The sequence below is a fragment of the Arthrobacter sp. efr-133-R2A-120 genome, assembly GCF_030209835.1.
Lineage (GTDB): Bacteria > Actinomycetota > Actinomycetes > Actinomycetales > Micrococcaceae > Arthrobacter.
In genome coordinates this window covers 1-19,079 of sequence record NZ_JARVRF010000010.1, presented here as the reverse complement: position 1 = coordinate 19,079, position 19,079 = coordinate 1, and the positions used below count along the sequence as shown (strand labels likewise).

The following is a 19,079-nucleotide window of genomic DNA, read 5'->3' as shown; positions in this document are numbered from 1 at the left end:
ATGAGCGACGAATTCTCCGTAGAAAGCGTCTACGCCGAACTCCTGGGCCGCGCCCCGGAAAACAAAATGGAGCCGCGGCTGGCGCCCCTTTACCGGGCCATGGACGTGCTGGGGGAGCCCAACAAGGCGTTCCCGATCATCCACATCACGGGCACCAACGGCAAGACATCCACCGCCCGCATGATCGAGGCGGGGCTTCGTGCCCACGGCTTGAGCACGGGCCGTTACACGAGTCCGCACCTGTCGAAGGTTACCGAGCGCATCAGCATCGACGGCGAGCCGGTTTCCGATGAGACCTTTGTCCGGATCTGGGACGAGATCCGTCCGTACCTCGAGATCGTGGACAAGGAACTCGAAGCCGATGGCCAGCCCAGGCTCACGTACTTCGAGTGCCTCACCATTCTGGGCTTCGCGATCTTCGCGGACCAACCCGTCAATGTCGCCGTGATTGAAGTGGGACTGGGCGGCATCACCGATGCCACGAATGTGGGTGACGGACAGGTTTCCGTTGTGACTCCGATTTCCCTCGACCACACTGATCTCCTCGGCGACACCACCGAGGATATCGCCCGCGAGAAGGCCGGAATCATCAAGCCGGGCGGCTTCCTGATCAGCGCTGCCCAGCCCGTGGACGCCGCGCAAGTGCTGCTTGAGAAGGCGCGCGAGGCCGGCGTGCCATTCCGCTTCGAGGGTGTCGAATTCGGCGTCGAGTCCCGCAGCGTTGCCGTCGGGGGCCAAGTGCTGAGCATCCAGGGGCTCGCAGGCCGCTATGAGGACCTGTTGCTTCCTTTGCACGGCGCACACCAGGCCGAGAACGCCGCAGTCGCCGTCGCTGCCCTGGAGGCATTCCTTGGTGGAGGCGAGAAGGAACTCGACGGCGACGTGCTGCGGGAAGCTTTCGGCAACGTCAGCTCGCCGGGCCGTCTCGAGGTGGTGCGCACCGCTCCCACGATCATCGTGGATGCCGCCCACAACCCGGATGGCATCCGCGTCTCGGCAGAGGCAATTGAAGAGGCTTTCAGCTTCAGCAAGCTGGTGGTTGTCCTCGGAATCCTGAAGGAAAAGGACGCGGAAGAAATCCTGAGGCAGCTCAAGGAATCCCTGGGTGGATTGGCAGAGGAGTTCTGTTTCACGCAGTCCAGCTCGCCGCGGGCCATCCCGGCCGCGCAACTGGCAGATCTCGCCGTCGACCTTGGCTTCGGTGCGGATAACGTCCACATTGCCGAGAAGCTGGATGACGCGATCGAGTGGGCCGTGGAGCGTGCCGAAGCAAACGATGACCTGGCTGGCGGCGTCCTCGTCACGGGCTCCATCACTGTGGTGGCCGAAGCCCGCATGCTCCTCGGGAAGGTTGGTTCCTGAGCGTGGCCAAACTCACCAAAGCCCAGCGCGAATGGCGGCCCGGGATGCCCAAGAAGCGCCGCTCCACCAAGGTGATGTTCGCTTCGACCGTGCTGCTCCTGGAGGCCTTCGTCGCGTTCTTCGCCACCTTGGCTGTATTCGGACTGAAGCGTGGAGAGGTGCAGCCAGCCCTGATCCTGACATTCGGCATTACGCTGAGCGTTGTGCTGATCCTGGCCTGTGCCGTGCTCAGCAAGCCGTGGGGCATCGGTGTCGGCTGGGTATTGCAGCTGGTCTTGGTTCTTTCGGGCTTCGTCGAGCCCACGATGTTCGTGGTGGGCGTCCTGTTCGCGGCCTGCTGGTGGTACGGCATCCGTGCCGGCATGCGGATCGACCGCGAGAACGCCCAGCGTGATCGTGAGCAAGCCGAATGGAACGCCACCCATGGGGAAGACTCTGCCGGGCAGTCCGCCTGAGCGAAACCCCGTAAACTGGCTGGGAAACCCACACACTCAACATTGGAGCAACCGTGAGCATTGAGCGCACCCTTGTACTGATCAAGCCCGACGGCGTCGCCCGCAACTTGAGCGGCAGCATCCTCGCCCGCATCGAGTCCAAGGGCTATTCCTTGGCCGAATTGAAGAAGGTCAACGCCACCCGCGAACTGCTGGAGCAGCACTACGAAGAGCACCTGGGCAAGCCGTTCTACGAGCCGCTCGTCGAGTTCATGCTCAGCGGCCCGGTTGTCGCTGCTATCTTCGAGGGCCACCGCGTAATCGAAGGCTTCCGTTCCCTTGCGGGAACCACGGACCCGACGACGGCGGCGCCCGGCACCATCCGCGGCGACTTCGGCCGTGACTGGGGCCTGGCCGTGCAGCAGAACCTGGTCCACGGTTCCGATTCGGTGGATTCCGCCGAGCGCGAGATCAAGATCTGGTTCGGCGCGTAGCTTCCAGCCACGCCAAACAGCCGAAGGGGCCCATGTTCACGCGAACATGGGCCCCTTCGGCTGTTAATGGCTCAAATGAGGGATACGTGCTCAGTATCCCGAGGTACCGATGAAGACATTGATGAAGGCGAAGAAAATGCTCGCGATCACGCCAACGTAGAGCAGCGCGGAGATGATCCAACCGGACTCGCTGAGGATCTTGGCCAGGCGTGCGGGCGCTGGAATGACGCCGTGCGCTACGTTCCTGATGGTCACGAAGACGAAGAGCGGGATCATGCAGGCCCACACCACCATGCAGAACGGGCACAGGATGTGAATGACATACAGTGCCTGGGACCATAGCCAGACGATGAAGATGAAGCCCAGTGTGATGCCGGTTTGCAGTCCGATCCAGTACCAACGCGCGAACTTGGCCCCGGCAAAGATCGCCATGGCGGTGGTGATGATCACGGCGAAGGCGACGATGCCGATGAACATGTTGGGGAAGCCGAAAACTGAACTCTGCGGTGTCTTCATGACGCTGCCGCAGGATACCCAGGGATTGAGGTCGCAGGCCGTTACATGGTTGGGATCGATCAGAACCTGCAGCTTTTCCAGCACGAGCGACCCGGATGCAAGCCATGCGATGGCGCCGGTGGCGAGGAGGAGCCACGCAAAGGGACGGTCGCGGACCATGCGCGGCAAGGCTGCGTCGGCGGCGTCCTTCCCGTCGGGGGTTTTCCCGGTTTTCTCCTGCCGGGAGCGGGCATCGTTGTTGGCCAGGTTCGGGCTGGCGGGGCTCGGCATGGTTGGCTGTCCTTTTCTGGAAGGCCCGGCGCACGGCCGGGGACTGCTCTTGGGAGGATTCTAGCCGCGGCGGCTGAAAGCTTCTGCCCAGGGAGGGCGGCGGCACGGAAGCTTTCAGGGTGTGCTTCCTGCCGGGAGTGCGGGCGTGTGAGAGAATGAACATGGCCGGAAGCCGATCCACATGCGGAATCCGGTCCGGTATCTTGTTCCCAAGACCGCCAGTCATATGCAGGGCATGCCCAGGATCCAATGATCCCCGGTAGGCCCGCAGTGACAATGGACGGCACCTGGTTGTGGCATTAGAACAACGGGTTTGGAGCGAAGCCGGCTTTCCGTGGATGCCGCACCCCCATGCTGGTGCGAACCGGAAAGACTACTACTGACTTCTGTCAACGCCTGCGGGTTTTGACAATATTGCCCCTCTGGGCACCGGATGTGGCGGTTGCGCAAGGGCAGGAGTGTTGCCACATATGGATAACGAGCAAGTTGTAGCCGCCGCCGAAGATGCGGCGTCCACCGAGACCACTGAAGCACCCAAGAAGGTCACCCGCACCCGGCGCAAGGCGGCACCGAAGACGGTCGCCGCGGACGAAACCCCCGACGCCGGAGCTGCCGCAGCCACCGTTGAGCCGCTCGCCGAGTCGGCGGACACCGAAGACCCCAAGGCCCCTGTCCGGCGTAGCAGGGCTCGAAAGAAGGTAGAAACTCCGGAGCCGTTGCCAGGTTTCGCTGAGGAAGCTCCGACGGAAGCTGGTGAGGCGACGGAGGCTGCCGCCGCCGTCGTGCCTGGTGTAGCAGCAGAGGCCGAAACCGCCCCCGAAAAGCCGGTCCGCCGCCGTCGCACGACGAGGGCAAAGAGCGCCGAGCCCGTTTCCGAAGAAGCAGCGGTCGAAGCGCCCGCTCCGGAGATTGCGCCCGAGGAAGCGCCCGCTGCGGAGACTGCGCCTGAAGAAGCTCCGGCTGCGGAGATTACGCCCGAGGAAACCACCGAGGCGCCGGCCGCCGAGGCGGAAGCTGCGAGCCCGATCGCGTCGCTGTTCCTGGAGCCTGCCTCCGTAACGTCCATGATCTTCCAGGCACCGGACCTGAGCGCAGTTGTCCGGCCGGCCGTCGTCGAAGAAGAACCGCGGGCCGAAGCTGAGGAAGTTTCCGAGGACAACGAACTGGACGAGGCCGGCAGCCGCCGTCGGCGTCGCAGCCGTGGCCGTCGCGGACGCCGGGGCACCGAGCGTGACGAAGCAGGAGAAGAAACCTCTGCGGAATCCGAGGACGAGGCAGAAGCCGGTACCGAGGAGGCGCTCGAAGAAGGCGTGACCTCCCGTCGCCGTCGGCGCCGGCGTCGTGGTGACCAGGACCTGGAGCTGACGGGCGGCGGAGACGACGATCCCCCCAACACTGTCACCCGTGTCCGCGCTCCCCGCGCACACGTTGAGACCACCAGCAGCTCGGACCGCGTCACGAGCGTCAAGGGCTCTACTCGCCTTGAAGCCAAGAAGCAGCGCCGCCGCGAGTCCCGCGAGACCGGCCGCCGCCGCCAGGTCATCACCGAGGCCGAATTCCTGGCTCGCCGTGAGTCCGTCGACCGCCAGATGATCGTTCGCCAGCGCGACGACAGGATCCAGATCGGTGTCCTGGAAGACGGCGTGCTCGCGGAGCACTTCGTGTCCAAGACACAGCAGGATTCCCTGATCGGCAACGTCTACCTGGGCAAGGTCCAGAACGTGCTGCCGTCGATGGAAGCCGCATTCATCGACATCGGACGCGGCCGCAATGCCGTGCTGTACGCCGGTGAAGTCAACTGGGATGCCGTCACCCTGGAAGGCAAGCCGCGCCGCATCGAAAACGCCCTGAAATCAGGCGACTCCGTGCTGGTCCAGGTCACCAAGGACCCCGTGGGCCACAAGGGCGCACGCCTGACGAGCCAGATTTCGCTTCCCGGCCGCTACCTTGTGTACGTGCCCGGCGGTTCCATGACCGGCATCTCCCGTAAGCTGCCCGACGTCGAGCGCAACCGTCTGAAGAAGATCCTCAAGGACCGCCTCCCCGAGAACGCGGGCGTCATTGTCCGCACCGCCGCCGAGGGTGCTTCCGAGGAAGAACTGACGCACGATATCAACCGCCTGCGGGCCCAGTGGGAAGGCATCGAAAGCCAGTCCACATCCACCAAGATCCTGGCCCCGGAACTGCTGTACGGCGAACCGGACCTCACCATCAAGGTTGTCCGCGACGTCTTCAACGAGGACTTCTCCAAGCTCATCGTTTCCGGCGATGAAGCCTGGGACACCATCGAGGCCTACGTCACCTATGTGGCGCCGGATCTGGTGGGACGTCTCGAAAAGTGGACGTCGGATCAGGACATCTTCTCGGCATGGCGCGTGGACGAACAGATCCACAAGGCATTGGAGCGCAAGGTCTTCCTGCCCTCCGGTGGTTCGCTCGTGATCGACCGCACCGAGGCCATGACGGTTGTTGACGTCAACACCGGAAAGTTCACCGGCAGCGGTGGCAACCTCGAAGAAACCGTCACCAAGAACAACCTTGAGGCCGCCGAGGAAGTGGTCCGCCAGCTGCGCTTGCGCGACATCGGCGGAATCATCGTCATCGACTTCATCGACATGGTCCTGGAATCCAACCGCGATCTCGTGTTGCGCCGCCTGGTCGAGTGCCTCGGCCGGGACCGCACCAAGCACCAGGTCGCGGAAGTGACGTCGCTTGGATTGGTCCAGATGACCCGCAAGCGCATGGGCACCGGCCTGCTTGAGGTCTTCGGCGAGCAGTGCGAAACGTGCGCAGGGCGCGGAATTGTCACGCATGACGAGCCCGTGGAGCATCGCCGGGCCAACGTGGTGGCCGCTGAACACCACCACCCGCGCACGGAGTCACTCCCGGCCGTCCGCCCGGAGCAGCGCAAGCGCCGCCGCGGCAGGGGGACAGGGCAAGGGACTTCCGAGCTCCCGATCACCCCTCCTGTGCCGGTCCACTCCGTGGAATCCACTGATCCGAACCGCCAGGCAGCCACCCGCGCAGCCCTTGCGACCATCGCGGCTGCGGCCCACGCTGCCCACCTGCACGACGACGAACTCCACCACGCGGCGGAATTGCTCGCCGACGGGCACGCAGCGGAAGCAACCCCTCTGCAGGCACCCGCGGCCCCGGTCTCGGCTCCTGCCGCTGCTTCGGGTAGCGAGGAACGCTCGAAGCCTGTGCTGCGATTCGGCGGCGAGGAAGTGGCGTTGCCTTTCGTCCACCACGAAGAAGAGCCGGCGAGTGGCGCTCCTGCCATGAGCCTGGATCTGTTGGCGCAGGCATTCGCGGGCCTCGGAGAAGCTCCGGACACCGCGACGGCCGCAACGGAGTCCCGGGAAGCGCCCGCAGAGGCTCCCGCGGCCGTTGCAAGCGGGGAATCCCTGGAGTCGGCTTCGCGTGGACGCCGGGGCCGCCGCAACCGTAGTGCCAGCCGTGCCCAGGGTGCCGCCAACGCCACCAACGTGGAGCACCACGAGGTTGCAGCCGCTGCCTCCGGTGGGGCCGCGCACGAGGCCAAGGCGCCCGACGCCGCTCCGGCCAAGTCGACGGCGGCAGCAGAACCGATCATTCTCGGAGTCGGCGTGCCCAAGTCCGAACTCTAAACGCAGTACCCAGTCCGAAGCCCCGGCCGTTCCCGCTCTTGCGGAAACCGCCGGGGCTTCGGCGTTGCCGGCCCATTTGCCGGCCCATTTGCCGGACCTCCCGACAGTGCGGTTACGAAGGGAGATTTCAGCGGGCGAGGTGTGATCCGGGTTAAGCTAGGGGACTGACACGGGGTGCCGCGCACCAAGCCGGCTGAGACCAGACCCGTTGAACCTGTCCGGTTAGCACCGGCGAAGGGATGTCTCGAATGACTGTTTCAGCACACTCGGCTGTCTACCCGCTCAAGGCCGTCCAGCGCCCTATCCCCAGGGTCCTCAGCATTGCCGGCTCGGATCCGTCGGGCGGTGCCGGGATCCAAGCTGACCTGAAGAGCATTGCCGCCAACGGCGGTTACGGCATGGCCGTCATCACGGCACTCACAGTACAAAACACGCAGGGAGTCACCGGCGTTCACGTGCCTCCCGTGGAGTTCCTGCGGCAGCAATTGGATGCCATTAGCGACGACATCACCGTTGATGCCGTCAAAATCGGCATGCTCGGGGACGCGGCCGTCATCCACGAAGTCCGCCGCTGGCTCGGCGAGGCGCGCCCCGCCGTCGTCGTACTGGATCCGGTGATGATCGCGACCAGTGGCGACCGGCTCCTCGCGGAGTCCGCTGAAACCGCACTGCGGGAACTTCTGCCCCTCGCCGACTTGGTGACCCCCAACCTTCCTGAATTGGCCATGCTGCTTGGCGAGCCTGTTGCCACCGACTGGGCATCGGCGTTGGAGCAAGGCAAACGTCTGGCCGCTGCCTGCGGAAACACCGTCCTGGTGAAGGGAGGCCATCTGCAAGGATCCGGCTGCCCCGATGCGCTGGTCAACACCGGGGGAGTCCTGAGCCAGGACGTGGTGGAATTCGCCGGCCAACGCGTGGAGACCCGCAACAGCCATGGCACGGGATGTTCCCTGTCGTCTGCGATGGCGACGGCAAAAGCGCGGCTCGGCGATTGGGAGTCTGCCCTGCGTGAAGTCAAGCCCTGGCTTCAGGAGGCGCTGACCCAATCCGAGAGGCTGGAAGTGGGGAAGGGCAACGGGCCCATCCATCATTTCCACACTCTCCAGCACTCCCTTCAGCCGGGGGACTTCGCGGTCCGGATGTGGGACGCCGCCCAATCGGAGCTTGCGGCCATTTATGGCCTGGACTTCATCCAGGACTTGCAAACCGGTGGGCTCAGCGAAGCGCAGTTCAGCTATTACCTGTCGCAGGATGCCATCTATCTCAACGGCTATTCCCGGGTCCTGGCGCGTGCAAGTGCGCTCGCCCCCAGCGAAAACGAACAGCTGTTCTGGGCCCGCGGCTCGCAGATGTGCCTCGAAGTCGAGTCCGAGCTGCATCGGAATTGGCTTAGCGGACGCCAGGGAAGCCGAGAACTGGGCCCCGTCACCAAGGCCTATGTGGACCACTTGCTGGCGGCGTCGGCGTCGGGCAGCTATGCCGTGCTGCTGGCTGCAGTACTGCCCTGCTACTGGTTGTACGCCGAGGTCGGACAGCAGCTCCACCGTGGCTATGTCCAGGCAGGAGCGTCGGACGAGCACCCTTACGCCGACTGGCTGCGCACCTACGCAGACGAGGCGTTCGCAGAGGCCACCCGCAAGGCGATCGACCTCACGGATGCCGCCGCGCAGGCTGCCTCACCGGCCGAGCGCGCGGCCATGATGGAGGCTTTCTCCCAATCCTGCCGCTATGAAACTGCGTTCTTCGATGCTCCAAGGCTGCACAGCTGACCTTGGTTCCTGTCGCGGAGGGACGGGATGAAGGGCTGTTTCGGCAGGCGCCGCAGCGTGTCGGGGTGAGGATCCGAGCTTTTCCCGGCGGGCAGGGTAAGGTGGACGGGCACGGTACCGGATGGCGGCATAGCCAGTCTGTGGCAGCCATCACGTGGCAGCCTCCGGACCTGGCCTCATTTGCAGCCGAAGGCGAAACTAGCGTAATCTAGATCTTCGGTGCTTACGCCAACACTTGGGTTATGCCCCTAGAGACCTTTCATTTGGAATTGACGTTTCATTTGGAACTGTTCAAGGGATGACTCATGGATTCCGTACCGGAGTCCACGGCGTTGAGGCACAGCGTGAACCAGGCCCGTTTTCGGATCGGGGTTCCGCACGCAAATTTAGTAATAAACGTCGAGAGAAGTGAGTGCCCAAGTGGTGTACGCGATTGTCCGCGCAGGCGGCCGCCAAGAAAAGGTTTCCGTTGGAGACTACGTAACCCTGAACCGCGTCCCCGGTGGAGCCGGCAGCACTCTTGAGCTGCCCGCACTGCTCCTGGTGGACGGTGACAAGGTCACCTCCGCTGCTGCGGATCTGGCCAAGGTCAAGGTTACGGCTGAGATCCTCGAAGACCTCCGTGGTCCGAAGATCGTCATCCAGAAGTTCAAGAACAAGACCGGCTACAAGAAGCGCCAGGGTCACCGTCAAGAATTGACCAAGATCAAGATCACCGGTATCAAGTAACCACTGGTTGCTGTTCAGGTTTTCAACAGATTCCCCAGAATTTAAAGGCAGGCATTTCAAATGGCACATAAAAAAGGCGCGAGCTCCACTCGCAACGGTCGTGACTCCAACGCCCAGTACCTCGGCGTAAAGCGCTTCGGTGGCCAGGTCGTTTCCGCAGGCGAGATCATCGTCCGCCAGCGCGGCACCCACTTCCACCCGGGCGCCGGTGTCGGCCGCGGTGGCGACGACACCCTGTTCGCCCTGCAGGCAGGCGCGGTTGAGTTCGGTACTCGCCGTGGCCGTCGCGTAGTGAACATCGTTGCTGCTGCAGCTGCAGAGTAATAACACGTTCTGAACGGGTGGAGCGGGCCGTATGGCCCGCTCCATCTGTCTTTTAAACCGCACTAGAATTTACTAGGGCGGGCGGCGGCGCATCAGCCGGCAAACGCATTTCAAGCAGTAATTTCCACATAGAGGAGAAACACGTGGCGACCTTCGTAGACCGGGTAGTACTTCACGTATCCGGCGGAACAGGCGGCCACGGCTGTGTCTCTGTTAAGCGCGAGAAGTTCAAGCCCCTCGGCGGACCCGACGGCGGCAACGGCGGCAATGGCGGCGACGTCATCCTGCGCGTCGATGCACAGACAACTACTTTGCTTGATTACCACCACGCACCGCACCGCCACGCAACCAACGGTGGCCCGGGCATGGGCGACTGGCGCGGCGGCAAGAACGGCGAAACCCTCGTGCTTCCCGTCCCGGACGGCACCGTGGTCAAGACCAAGGACGGCGTTGTCCTTGCTGACCTTGTCGGTGAAGGCACCGAGTTCATCGCCGCTGCAGGCGGCCAGGGCGGCCTTGGCAACTCTTCGTTGTCTTCGCAGAAGCGCCGGGCTCCCGGCTTCGCGCTCCTCGGTATTGAAGGCGACTCCAGCGACATCGTCCTGGAACTGAAGTCCATCGCAGACATCGCGCTGGTCGGCTTCCCCTCGGCAGGCAAGTCCAGCCTTGTCGCGGCGATGTCAGCGGCGCGGCCCAAGATCGCCGACTACCCGTTCACTACCTTGATCCCCAACCTCGGCGTGGTCCAGGCCGGCGACGTCCGGTTCACCATTGCCGACGTTCCCGGGCTGATCGAAGGCGCGAGCGAGGGCAAGGGCCTGGGCCACAACTTCCTGCGCCACGTTGAGCGTTGCGCCGCGCTGGTGCACGTGCTGGACTGCGGAACCTTGGAAGCGGACAGGGACCCGCTCTCGGATCTTGCGATTATCGAGCAGGAGCTGGACAAGTACGCCGTGGACATGAGCTACGCCGGTGTCGACGGCGAAGTGGTCCCCCTGAACGAACGCCCCAAGCTTGTGGTCCTGAACAAGGTGGACCTGCCTGATGGCCGGGATATGGCAGAGTTCGTCCGTCCCGAACTGGAACAGCGCGGCTACCGCGTCTTCGAAGTTTCCGCCACGAGCCATGAAGGCCTGCGCCAGCTGAGCTTCGCCATGGGCGAGATTGTCATGGCCGCCCGCAGGGCCGTGGCCATTGCGCCCCCCAAGGTCGCAGCCCCCGTCCTCCGCCCCCGTGCCGTCAACGAGTCCGGCTTCAAGATTCGCCGCGAAGAAAAGAACCTCGAGCCGCTCTTCCGCGTGCTGGGGGAGAAGCCGGTCCGCTGGGTCAAGCAGACCGACTTCACCAATGAGGAAGCCATTGGCTACCTGGCCGATCGCCTGGCCAAGCTCGGCATCGAAAACGAATTGTTCAAGATGGGTGCCGTTCCGGGCGACACCGTGGTGATCGGTGAAGAGGACGGCGTCGTGTTCGACTGGGAGCCCACCATGATGGCGGGCGCCGAACTCCTGGCGACGCCTCGAGGCACGGACATCCGTGTTGCCGACATCGGCGACCGTCCCACACGTTCGCAGAAGCGCGATGAGCAGATCGAGCGACGCGAGGCCAAGGCTGCCGCGCGGGCCGAGCTCGAGGCCGAGCGCAAGGCGGGCATCTGGACGGAGTCCGTCAGCCGCCGTCGTGCAGCCCAGCCCCTGAAGGAAAGCGGCCTGGAAGCCGAAAATGACGACTAGCACGGCCCGTATCGCTGAATTCACGGAAGGCGACGACGCCGCGGAACGCCAGGCGCTGGCCGGCGCCAAGCGGATCGTGGTCAAAGTAGGTTCGTCTTCGCTGACCAGCATCAAAGGCGGCATCTCGGAAAAAGCGCTGACTGCCCTCGTCCACGCCTTGGCCGAGAAGCGGAATTCCGGGACGGAGATCATCCTGGTCTCGTCCGGTGCGATCGCGGCGGGTCTAGCACCGCTCGGGCTCGCCAAGCGTCCCAAGGACCTCGCTACGCAGCAGGCTGCAGCCAGTGTGGGCCAAGGGCTTTTGATGGCGCGCTACTCGCAGGCTTTCGCGGCGCACGGGGTCACGGTCAGCCAGGTCCTGTTGACTGCGGATGACTTGATGCGGCGAACCCAGCACAGCAACGCATACCGGGCGCTTGACCGTCTGCTAAACCTCGGCGTCGTGCCTGTCGTGAACGAAAACGACACCGTGGCAACGCACGAAATCCGCTTTGGCGACAACGATCGCCTGGCCGCTTTGGTGGCGCACCTTGTGCGGGCGGATGCGTTGGTCCTGCTTTCCGACGTAGACGCCCTGTATGACGGTCCGCCGTCGTTGGGTGCCAAGCGCATTCCGCTCGTCACCGGTCCCGCCGACCTGGTCGGCGTGACCATCGGCAAGGCCGGCAAAGCCGGTGTCGGCACCGGCGGCATGACCACGAAAGTGGAGGCGGCGTCCATCGCCGCAGGCTCCGGCATCCACGCCCTCGTGACGTCCACGGCCAATGCCGCCGCCGCACTGGCCGGCGAGGACGTGGGCACGTGGTTCGCCATCAACGGCAACCGCAAGCCCGTGCGCCTGCTGTGGCTGGCCCACCTCGCTTCCGTCCGGGGCCGTTTAGTGCTCGACGACGGCGCAGTCAAAGCCGTGCGCGACCGCCACACATCGCTGCTGCCCGCCGGAATATCGTCGGTGCAGGGAGACTTCGAGCCGGGCGATCCCGTGGAGATGGTTTCTGCCGAGGGCACCGTCATTGCCAGGGGGCTGGTCAACTACTCCGCCGAAGAGCTTCCCCGCATGCTTGGCCGTTCAACCAAGGAACTCGCCAAGGACCTTGGCCGCGGATATGACCGCGTAGTTGTTCATGTTGACGACCTCGTACTGGTTCAGCCCTCCCGCTCCACTAAACTTGGAGAATGACTGAGGCCCTTACCCCTGATTCTCCTGTGATGACCGACGCCCTGACTTCCGGCAATGCCGCCCAGGTGCCGGAAACTCCGGAGCTGGGAACCGCGCCGCTCACCCCTGAGCAGGTGGAGGCGGCCGTGCACTCGATCGCGGACCGCTCGCGGCAGGCCGCGCGTCGTATGGCCCAGGCGAACCGTGCCTGGAAGGACCGCGCCCTTCACGCTATCTGCGCCGCCCTCGGGGAACAGCAGGAGTCAATCCTCGCCGCCAACGCGAAGGATGTTGAGTCTGGCCGCAACAACGGCACCTCCGCTGCCATGCTGGACCGACTGACCTTGACTCCTGCCCGCATCGACGGCCTCGTGGCTGCCCTTGAAAACCTGGCAGGCTTGCCGGATCCTGTCGGCAACGTCGTCCGGGGCCAAACCCTCCCCAACGGACTGCGCTTGCGCCAGATCAACGTGCCCATGGGAGTAGTCGCAGCGATCTACGAGGCCCGCCCCAACGTCACGGTCGACATCGCCGGGCTCGCCTTGAAGAGCGGCAATGCCGTGATCCTGCGCGGCGGATCGGCTGCCGCGCACACCAACGCAGCCCTTGTGACCATCCTCCGCGATGCGCTGGAATCCGTTGGGTTGCCGGCCGATGCCGTCCAGAGCGTGGACCAATTCGGACGCGAGGGCGCCAACGTCCTCATGCGTGCCCGCGGCCGGGTGGACGTGCTGATTCCCCGTGGTGGACGGGACCTGATTCAGACTGTGGTGAACAACTCTTCCGTGCCCGTCATTGAGACCGGCGAAGGCAATGTGCACATCTTCATCGACGAATCCGCGAGTGAAGAGATGGCCGTCGATATCCTGCTTAACGCCAAGACCCAGCGTCCAAGCGTGTGCAACACCGTGGAGACTCTCCTGGTGCACTCGAAATCCACTGTGCTGCCCGCCGTTGCCACCGCTTTGCGCGCCGCCGGGGTCACCTTGCATGTCGATCCGCGGATTCAAGCGGCGCTGTCCGGTTCCGTGGAAACAGTCCCGGCCGACGACGTCGATTGGGCCACGGAATACATGGACCTTGACCTCGCGGTTGCGATGGTGGACAACCTCGACGAGGCAGTCGCGCACATCCGCAAGTGGTCGACCGGCCACACGGAAGCCATCCTGACGAACAACCTGGCGAACGCCGAGAAGTTCATTGCGGACATCGACTCCGCGGCGGTCATCGTGAACGCTTCCACGCGTTTCACCGACGGAGGCGAGCTCGGACTCGGTGCCGAGGTGGGAATCTCTACCCAGAAGCTGCACGCACGCGGTCCCATGGGCCTCACCGAGCTGACCACCACGAAGTGGATCGTCCAAGGTGAAGGCCAAGTCCGGGGCTAGCGACGCTGTAACATAGAACAGAAGTCCTGAACGGTGGGAGGATCCGCCGTCGAAATCCTTTGAACCGCTAGGGGAGAAAATGCAGTTTCAGCAGATCGCCATTTCCATTCTCGCTCAAGGGGGCGAAAGCGAGGCGCCGGCGCCGTTGTGGGTTCCTCCTTTCGTCTTCGGCATCTCCATGTTCTGCATCCTGCTGGTCCTGATGTTCGTGGCAGTCTCCTACACGAACCTCGGCAACCGTCACGACGCAGTCGACGAGCACTCAGACCCGCACCGGCAGCACCCGGCCAAGCACCCAGGGCTGGGTCACTAACATTTCCGCCGCAAAACCCTTCGAGGAAACGGGGCGCCGACTTCGCTTGGGCGTGATGGGTGGGACCTTCGATCCCATCCACCACGGCCACTTGGTTGCTGCCAGTGAGGTTGCTGCCAAGTTCCGCTTGGACGAGGTGGTCTTCGTGCCCACCGGACAGCCCTGGCAGAAGTCGCACAAGCAGGTCAGCGAAGCTGAGCACCGGTACTTGATGACGGTCATTGCCACGGCTTCCAACCCCAATTTCACGGTGAGCCGCGTGGACGTGGACCGCCCCGGTCCCACGTTCACCATCGACACCCTCAGGGATCTGCGGACCCAGAGGCCGGATGCGGACCTGTTCTTCATCACGGGCGCGGACGCCCTGGCGCAGATCCTGTCCTGGAAAGACGTCGACGAGCTTTGGTCCTTGGCGCACTTTGTCGGTGTCACCCGGCCTGGTCATGTCCTTGATGGCATGGGCAGGGAGGACGTCAGCCTGCTGGAAGTGCCCGCCATGGCGATCTCCTCGACGGATTGCCGCGCCCGCGTCGGTGCAGGCAATCCGGTCTGGTACCTCGTTCCTGATGGTGTGGTCCAGTACATCGCCAAATACAAGCTGTACTCGGGCAAACCCGGCATGGGGGAGCCCCTGCATGCTATGACCGGATCAGAACACCAAGCCCGTACCGAGTGAGTTTTGAATGAGCCAGGAACAGCCCCCCATCCCTAGCCGGCGCGAGCTTCGACGAGCCCGGGACGCACGCCTGGAAGAAACCGGCGCAAGTCCCGGAGTAGCCGAGGCCGTTACCACCGACGACGCCAACCACGCGTCCGGTGGAGCTTCGGCCAATCGGGTGCGCCGGGTGGCCGATGCTCCGCTGGACGCCAAACCCTCCGCGGAACGTTCTTCCCAGGCGCGTGCACGCGACCGTGCAGCTCTCCGCGCCATCAAGGAACTCGCGGACAAGGAGCAGCAGCTTTCCCGCGGCGGTCCACCCACGCGCCGTCAGTTGCGCCTGCAGCAATTGCAGGAGGAGGTTGCCCCCGGCACCTCGGCGATCCCCGTGGTGGCCGCACCAGGATCCGGGCCGAGGACATCCAGCAGCCTGGCGCAGACTCCCGGCAAGCAGCAGCCCGGCCCTGAACGCCCGGGCGTGTTGCCTGGCGGCGGTGTCCGCGTTACGGCAGGCCCCCCTCCCGGTGCACCGGAAATGACGGTGGAACAGGCCTTGATGGCCCGCGAGCTCTTGGCTGCCCAGGCGAACAATCAGTCCAACAAGCTTGAGCACATCGCGGCAATGGAATCAGCCGTGCAGAAAGTCCCGGCGGCTGAATCCGAGGTGTCCGGAACCGACCCTGAGCCGGCCGATCCGGTTGCTTTGGCTGAACAAATCGCCCAGGCTGAACGCGAGGCGATCCTCAACAAGAGGGCGATGGCCAAGCAGAAGCTCGCTGAGCAGAACAGCCGTCCTGCTGGTCCGGTCCGTGCTGAACCTTCTGTGGCCAGCAACCTGGCCATGGTGACGCCCCTGGAATTCGTCAAGGTTCCGGGACTCGAACGTCCCGTCATGAAGCCGCCCGGCACCACCTTTGTTCCCCTTGTGACGTCCCCCGCTCCGAAACTGAAGCCTGGGCAGTCGGCGTCGGGCAAGCCACGGAGCCTGCGCGGCCGGGCAGGAGTGCTGGCGCGCGCCGAGGCCGCTGCGAAAGCGGCTGGTCGACGCCCGGCGTCGGGCTCCGCATCGGACGGTGGGGCACTCGCGGAAGCGGCCGAACATCCGCCCGTTTCGGCAAGTTCGGCTTACGGACTTGAACCGCTCGACGCCGCGACGGCGGGACTTGGGCGCGCCAAGCGTACCCGGCTTCTGGTCCTTGGACTCGTTGGCATCGGAGCCATCGCCCTGATCGCGGGCATCATCATGATCACCAGCGGACTTTCCCGCTGACCATAACGGCTTTTGCCACCGAACAGGCTTCGTTCATTCTCGAAGCCGCATACAAGGAGTCCCGTGACTGCACATGAACAATCCGTCCTCTTGGCCCGCCACGCCGCCCGGGCGGCAGCGGACAAGCTGGCCGAGGACATCATCGCCTTGGACGTCAGCGAACGTCTGGCCCTGACTGACGTCTTCCTGATCGCCTCGGCCCCGACCGAACGCCAGGTCAACGCAATCGTCGACGGCATCGAGGAAGAACTGCTCAAGCAGGACCTCCGCCCGGTACGCCGCGAAGGGCGTTCCGAAGGCCGCTGGGTCCTGTTGGACTACGCCGACATCGTGGTGCACGTCCAGCACTCCGAGGACAGGGTCTTCTACGCGCTGGAACGCCTGTGGAAAGACTGCCCGGTTGTGGACCTGGAACTCGGTGACGACGCCTCGGCGAAGGCTCCTGCCGTCGAGGAATCCTAGGCGCCAAGCCGCAAACCAACTGAATATGCCCGATTTGGAATTTTCGGAAATGCTGTTCTAAGATATTTGAGTTGCTTCGGAGGAATCCGAAAGCTGGATGAGGTTTTCAAGCCAGTTCACGGTCTCTGAAGCGGCGAAAATATGGGGCTGTGGCGCAGCTGGTAGCGCACCTGCATGGCATGCAGGGGGTCAGGGGTTCGAGTCCCCTCAGCTCCACCATAGAGGCCCTGCCTGAGACTTTGGTTCAAAGTTCCGGGCGGGGCCTCTGCTTTTACCAAAAGGGAACCACCAGATCTGGTGGTTCCCTTTTGTGTGTTGCCGGGCCGCGAGGTGCGCCTGGGGCTAGCGCAACGCGGGGTCACTTACGGCCCGTCCCAGCGGACTTTATGGGCCGTAAGTGACCCCGCGTTGCTCTAAGCACGCGGTACTCGAGAGTGGCCGAGCGCACCCTCGCGTAGCCGCCGAGTGTATGCAACAGTGGGTTCAGCATGTCTGCGTCACTTTACCAACCGATTACGGTTTACTATTGGTGGGCATCGCCGCCTGGCGGACTGCGGCGATTCGCGGGCCCATCGCTGACCAGCCACCGACAATACAGGGGGATAGTCCTTGGTAACTATGGCCGATGTTGCGCGGGTAGCCGGCGTTTCCAGGAGCACCGTGTCCTATGCCCTCAGCGGTGTCCGGCCGATTGCGCCCGAAACGCGTGAGCGCATCCTGCAGGCCATGTCCGACCTTGGCTATACGCCGAACCTGCTCGCCCAGGGTCTGGCCGGCAAACGGACCGGAATTGTCTCCTTGATTTTCCCGGTCGGGGAGCAAGGCATGAACACCACGGAATTCGAATACGTCCAAGGTGCTGCCGAACAAGCGCGCGTTGACGGATACCATCTTCTTCTGTGGCCAATGGACCCCGACGACCTGGGCGAGATGCAGCGGATCGTGGCCCAAGGCCTGGTGGATGGAATCCTCCTTATGGAAGTCAGGTCATTCGACGAACGGATTCCAGTCCTTTTGGAAACGGGGGTTCCATTCGTCACGATCGGACGGCCCGCGGATGCCGCGGGCTTGACATTCGTGGACGCGGATTTTGAAGCCATGGGCGAGCTCGCAGTGTCGCACCTCGCCAGCCTGGGGCACACGGAAATCGGCCTCGTGACGCATTCGCGTGAGTCCTTGGAGAGCGGATACGGCCCGATGGTCCGATCCTGGGATGCCGTGGCAGCTGCCGCATCGCGGCACGGGATCACTGCACGGCTGTTCCCGGCAACGAGCTCGCTTGCCGGCGGCCGCGAGGTGTTCGCACGGATTCTTGAGGCGTCCCCGGAAACAACCGGACTCGTGATGATCAACGAAGCGGCTACTGCAGGCCTTCTGGGTGCGGCGGCGGCCCACGGTTGGCGAGTCCCCGAGTCTCTCTCCATTGTCGCGATCAACACCAGTGCCGGCTCAGCGGAGCGCTTCATGCCAGCCCTGACGACGGCGTCCGCCGAACCCGGCGTCATGGGGCGCGAGGCAGCACAATTCCTCACCCGGCGCCTCAGGAGCGAGGGCGCAGATGCCCTGCAATGGCTCGCTGAACCGGTGCTGACGTTGCGCGGGAGCACCGCCGTGGCACGCGCCACCCAGCCATAGAATCACCGCGCCGCCGGGTGCAATCCGCGAATTCGAGGCATTCATTACGCGGTTCCATCACACGTGATTGTGACATTTGACACACCGTTGCGCCGCCAACTACTGTCGAGCCATCGACCCGCGTCGACAAGGCGCGTCGACGAACGGCGATGGGATTCCTCCTGATACAACATGGCGGATGGTCACCGATCAGTGTTCCCGGAGACTAAGGAAGTAAGTCGTGCTTGGAATCATTCGGTACCAATACCCCGAGTTGAAAATGCGGTCGATGTCAGCCCGCCCTGAACGGGAATTCCTAAGCTTTCGCAACGGGTCCACGAGCAACCGCGTCCCCTTATTACAGGGCCGACAAGGCCCGGAATAGTGCGAGGACGGAAGTCGGCGACCACCATCTGCGTCTGAGTTTCAGGACCGGGCGCCGGAGGGGCCAATGTTGCCCGCTCTAAATATGTAAGCGCTTGCCCTGCGCTGGTGGTGCCCGTAGAAGCCTCCTCACCGAGCGCCCACCCCTTAGCCAACATCCCCCAATCATCACAACAACCTCTTGGAGGTACCCGCATGGAAACGTTGACCACACCGGCTCTGTCCGCGTTCGAAGGTGGCCGGAAGTGAAAGCGATTCGACGGTTCACTGTACGAACGGTTCTGCCGGAAGCAATCGCCCCGTTGGCACGATTGGCGAAGAACCTGCGCTGGTCGTGGCATTTGCCGACACGTGAATTGTTCTCCGCGCTGAACGCCGAGGCCTGGGAACAAAGCAAATATGACCCGATGACCTTCCTGGGCTTGGTCAGCCGCGAGGAACTGCATGAGCTCGCAGCGGACGCCGCAGTCGTAGAGCGTGTGCAGCACGCGGCTGCGGACCTGGACCGGTACCTGTGCGAGCCGCGCTGGTACCAGGGCCTGGGTCCGGACGCTCCGGCGTGCATCGCGTA

Annotated in this window: 17 protein-coding genes, 1 tRNA gene and 1 riboswitch; of the genes, 17 read left to right on the top strand and 1 reads right to left on the bottom strand. The window is 63.9% G+C overall.

What is annotated here, in order from left to right; translation table 11 throughout:
• The 3 genes from QRN52_RS06480 to ndk are packed head-to-tail and all read left to right on the top strand — an operon-like array spanning position 1 to position 2,290.
• Positions 1-1,362 (top strand): bifunctional folylpolyglutamate synthase/dihydrofolate synthase, encoded by a 1,362-nt coding sequence (locus tag QRN52_RS06480; protein WP_284751933.1) that lies wholly within the window; start codon positions 1-3, stop codon positions 1,360-1,362.
• 2 nt (positions 1,363-1,364) lie between these two features.
• A complete protein-coding gene (locus QRN52_RS06475; protein WP_284751932.1) occupies positions 1,365-1,817 on the top strand; it encodes a DUF4233 domain-containing protein in 453 nt (150 codons plus the stop codon).
• A 53-nt stretch (positions 1,818-1,870) separates the two neighbouring features.
• On the top strand, positions 1,871-2,290 hold the full coding sequence (gene ndk / locus QRN52_RS06470; protein ID WP_184741677.1) for a nucleoside-diphosphate kinase: 420 nt from the start codon (positions 1,871-1,873) through the stop codon (positions 2,288-2,290).
• Between the two features lie 90 nt (positions 2,291-2,380).
• Here the strand turns inward: ndk and QRN52_RS06465 are convergent, their stop codons facing one another.
• Complete coding sequence (locus QRN52_RS06465; protein WP_284751931.1) at positions 2,381-3,076, bottom strand: vitamin K epoxide reductase family protein; 696 nt, start codon at positions 3,074-3,076, stop codon at positions 2,381-2,383.
• Positions 3,077-3,546: 470 nt separating this feature from the next.
• On the opposite strand from QRN52_RS06465, the gene QRN52_RS06460 reads away from it, so the two are divergent.
• The 14 genes from QRN52_RS06460 to QRN52_RS06395 all read left to right on the top strand — a co-directional run.
• A complete protein-coding gene (locus tag QRN52_RS06460; protein WP_284751930.1) occupies positions 3,547-6,705 on the top strand; it encodes an Rne/Rng family ribonuclease in 3,159 nt (1,052 codons plus the stop codon).
• A gap of 160 nt (positions 6,706-6,865) precedes the next feature.
• A riboswitch (TPP riboswitch) is annotated at positions 6,866-6,962 on the top strand.
• On the top strand, positions 6,954-8,474 hold the full coding sequence (gene thiD / locus QRN52_RS06455; RefSeq protein ID WP_284751929.1) for a bifunctional hydroxymethylpyrimidine kinase/phosphomethylpyrimidine kinase: 1,521 nt from the start codon (positions 6,954-6,956) through the stop codon (positions 8,472-8,474). Its footprint overlaps the riboswitch before it by 9 nt.
• Before the next feature lie 420 nt (positions 8,475-8,894).
• A complete protein-coding gene (rplU, locus tag QRN52_RS06450; protein ID WP_028267456.1) occupies positions 8,895-9,203 on the top strand; it encodes a 50S ribosomal protein L21 in 309 nt (102 codons plus the stop codon).
• A gap of 60 nt (positions 9,204-9,263) precedes the next feature.
• A complete protein-coding gene (gene rpmA, locus QRN52_RS06445) occupies positions 9,264-9,527 on the top strand; it encodes a 50S ribosomal protein L27 (protein WP_003803426.1) in 264 nt (87 codons plus the stop codon).
• 143 nt (positions 9,528-9,670) lie between these two features.
• Complete coding sequence (gene obgE / locus QRN52_RS06440; protein ID WP_284751928.1) at positions 9,671-11,260, top strand: GTPase ObgE; 1,590 nt, start codon at positions 9,671-9,673, stop codon at positions 11,258-11,260.
• Positions 11,250-12,440: a glutamate 5-kinase gene (gene proB, locus QRN52_RS06435; RefSeq protein ID WP_284751927.1), complete on the top strand. Its 1,191-nt coding sequence runs from the start codon at positions 11,250-11,252 to the stop codon at positions 12,438-12,440. The genes obgE and proB overlap by 11 nt, the downstream gene beginning before the upstream one ends.
• The gene (locus QRN52_RS06430; RefSeq protein WP_284751926.1) at positions 12,437-13,807 is read left to right on the top strand and encodes a glutamate-5-semialdehyde dehydrogenase; all 1,371 of its coding nucleotides are present in this window, start codon (positions 12,437-12,439) and stop codon (positions 13,805-13,807) included. The genes proB and QRN52_RS06430 overlap by 4 nt, the downstream gene beginning before the upstream one ends.
• Before the next feature lie 79 nt (positions 13,808-13,886).
• Positions 13,887-14,120: a hypothetical protein gene (locus tag QRN52_RS06425; RefSeq protein ID WP_284751925.1), complete on the top strand. Its 234-nt coding sequence runs from the start codon at positions 13,887-13,889 to the stop codon at positions 14,118-14,120.
• Positions 14,121-14,175: 55 nt separating this feature from the next.
• Positions 14,176-14,796, top strand: a complete 621-nt coding sequence (gene nadD / locus QRN52_RS06420) for a nicotinate-nucleotide adenylyltransferase (protein WP_390277809.1) — start codon at positions 14,176-14,178, stop codon at positions 14,794-14,796.
• Positions 14,797-14,803: 7 nt separating this feature from the next.
• Positions 14,804-16,048 carry a hypothetical protein gene (locus QRN52_RS06415; RefSeq protein ID WP_284751923.1) on the top strand — a complete coding sequence of 415 codons (1,245 nt, stop codon included), beginning with the start codon at positions 14,804-14,806 and terminating at the stop codon, positions 16,046-16,048.
• A 63-nt stretch (positions 16,049-16,111) separates the two neighbouring features.
• Positions 16,112-16,510: a ribosome silencing factor gene (gene rsfS, locus QRN52_RS06410; RefSeq protein ID WP_059389355.1), complete on the top strand. Its 399-nt coding sequence runs from the start codon at positions 16,112-16,114 to the stop codon at positions 16,508-16,510.
• A gap of 143 nt (positions 16,511-16,653) precedes the next feature.
• A tRNA-Ala gene (locus tag QRN52_RS06405) sits at positions 16,654-16,729 on the top strand.
• Between the two features lie 399 nt (positions 16,730-17,128).
• Complete coding sequence (locus QRN52_RS06400; RefSeq protein WP_284751983.1) at positions 17,129-18,145, top strand: LacI family DNA-binding transcriptional regulator; 1,017 nt, start codon at positions 17,129-17,131, stop codon at positions 18,143-18,145.
• Between the two features lie 608 nt (positions 18,146-18,753).
• On the top strand, positions 18,754-19,079 hold a 326-nt coding region (locus QRN52_RS06395; protein ID WP_284751922.1), incomplete at its 3' end, for a DUF3417 domain-containing protein.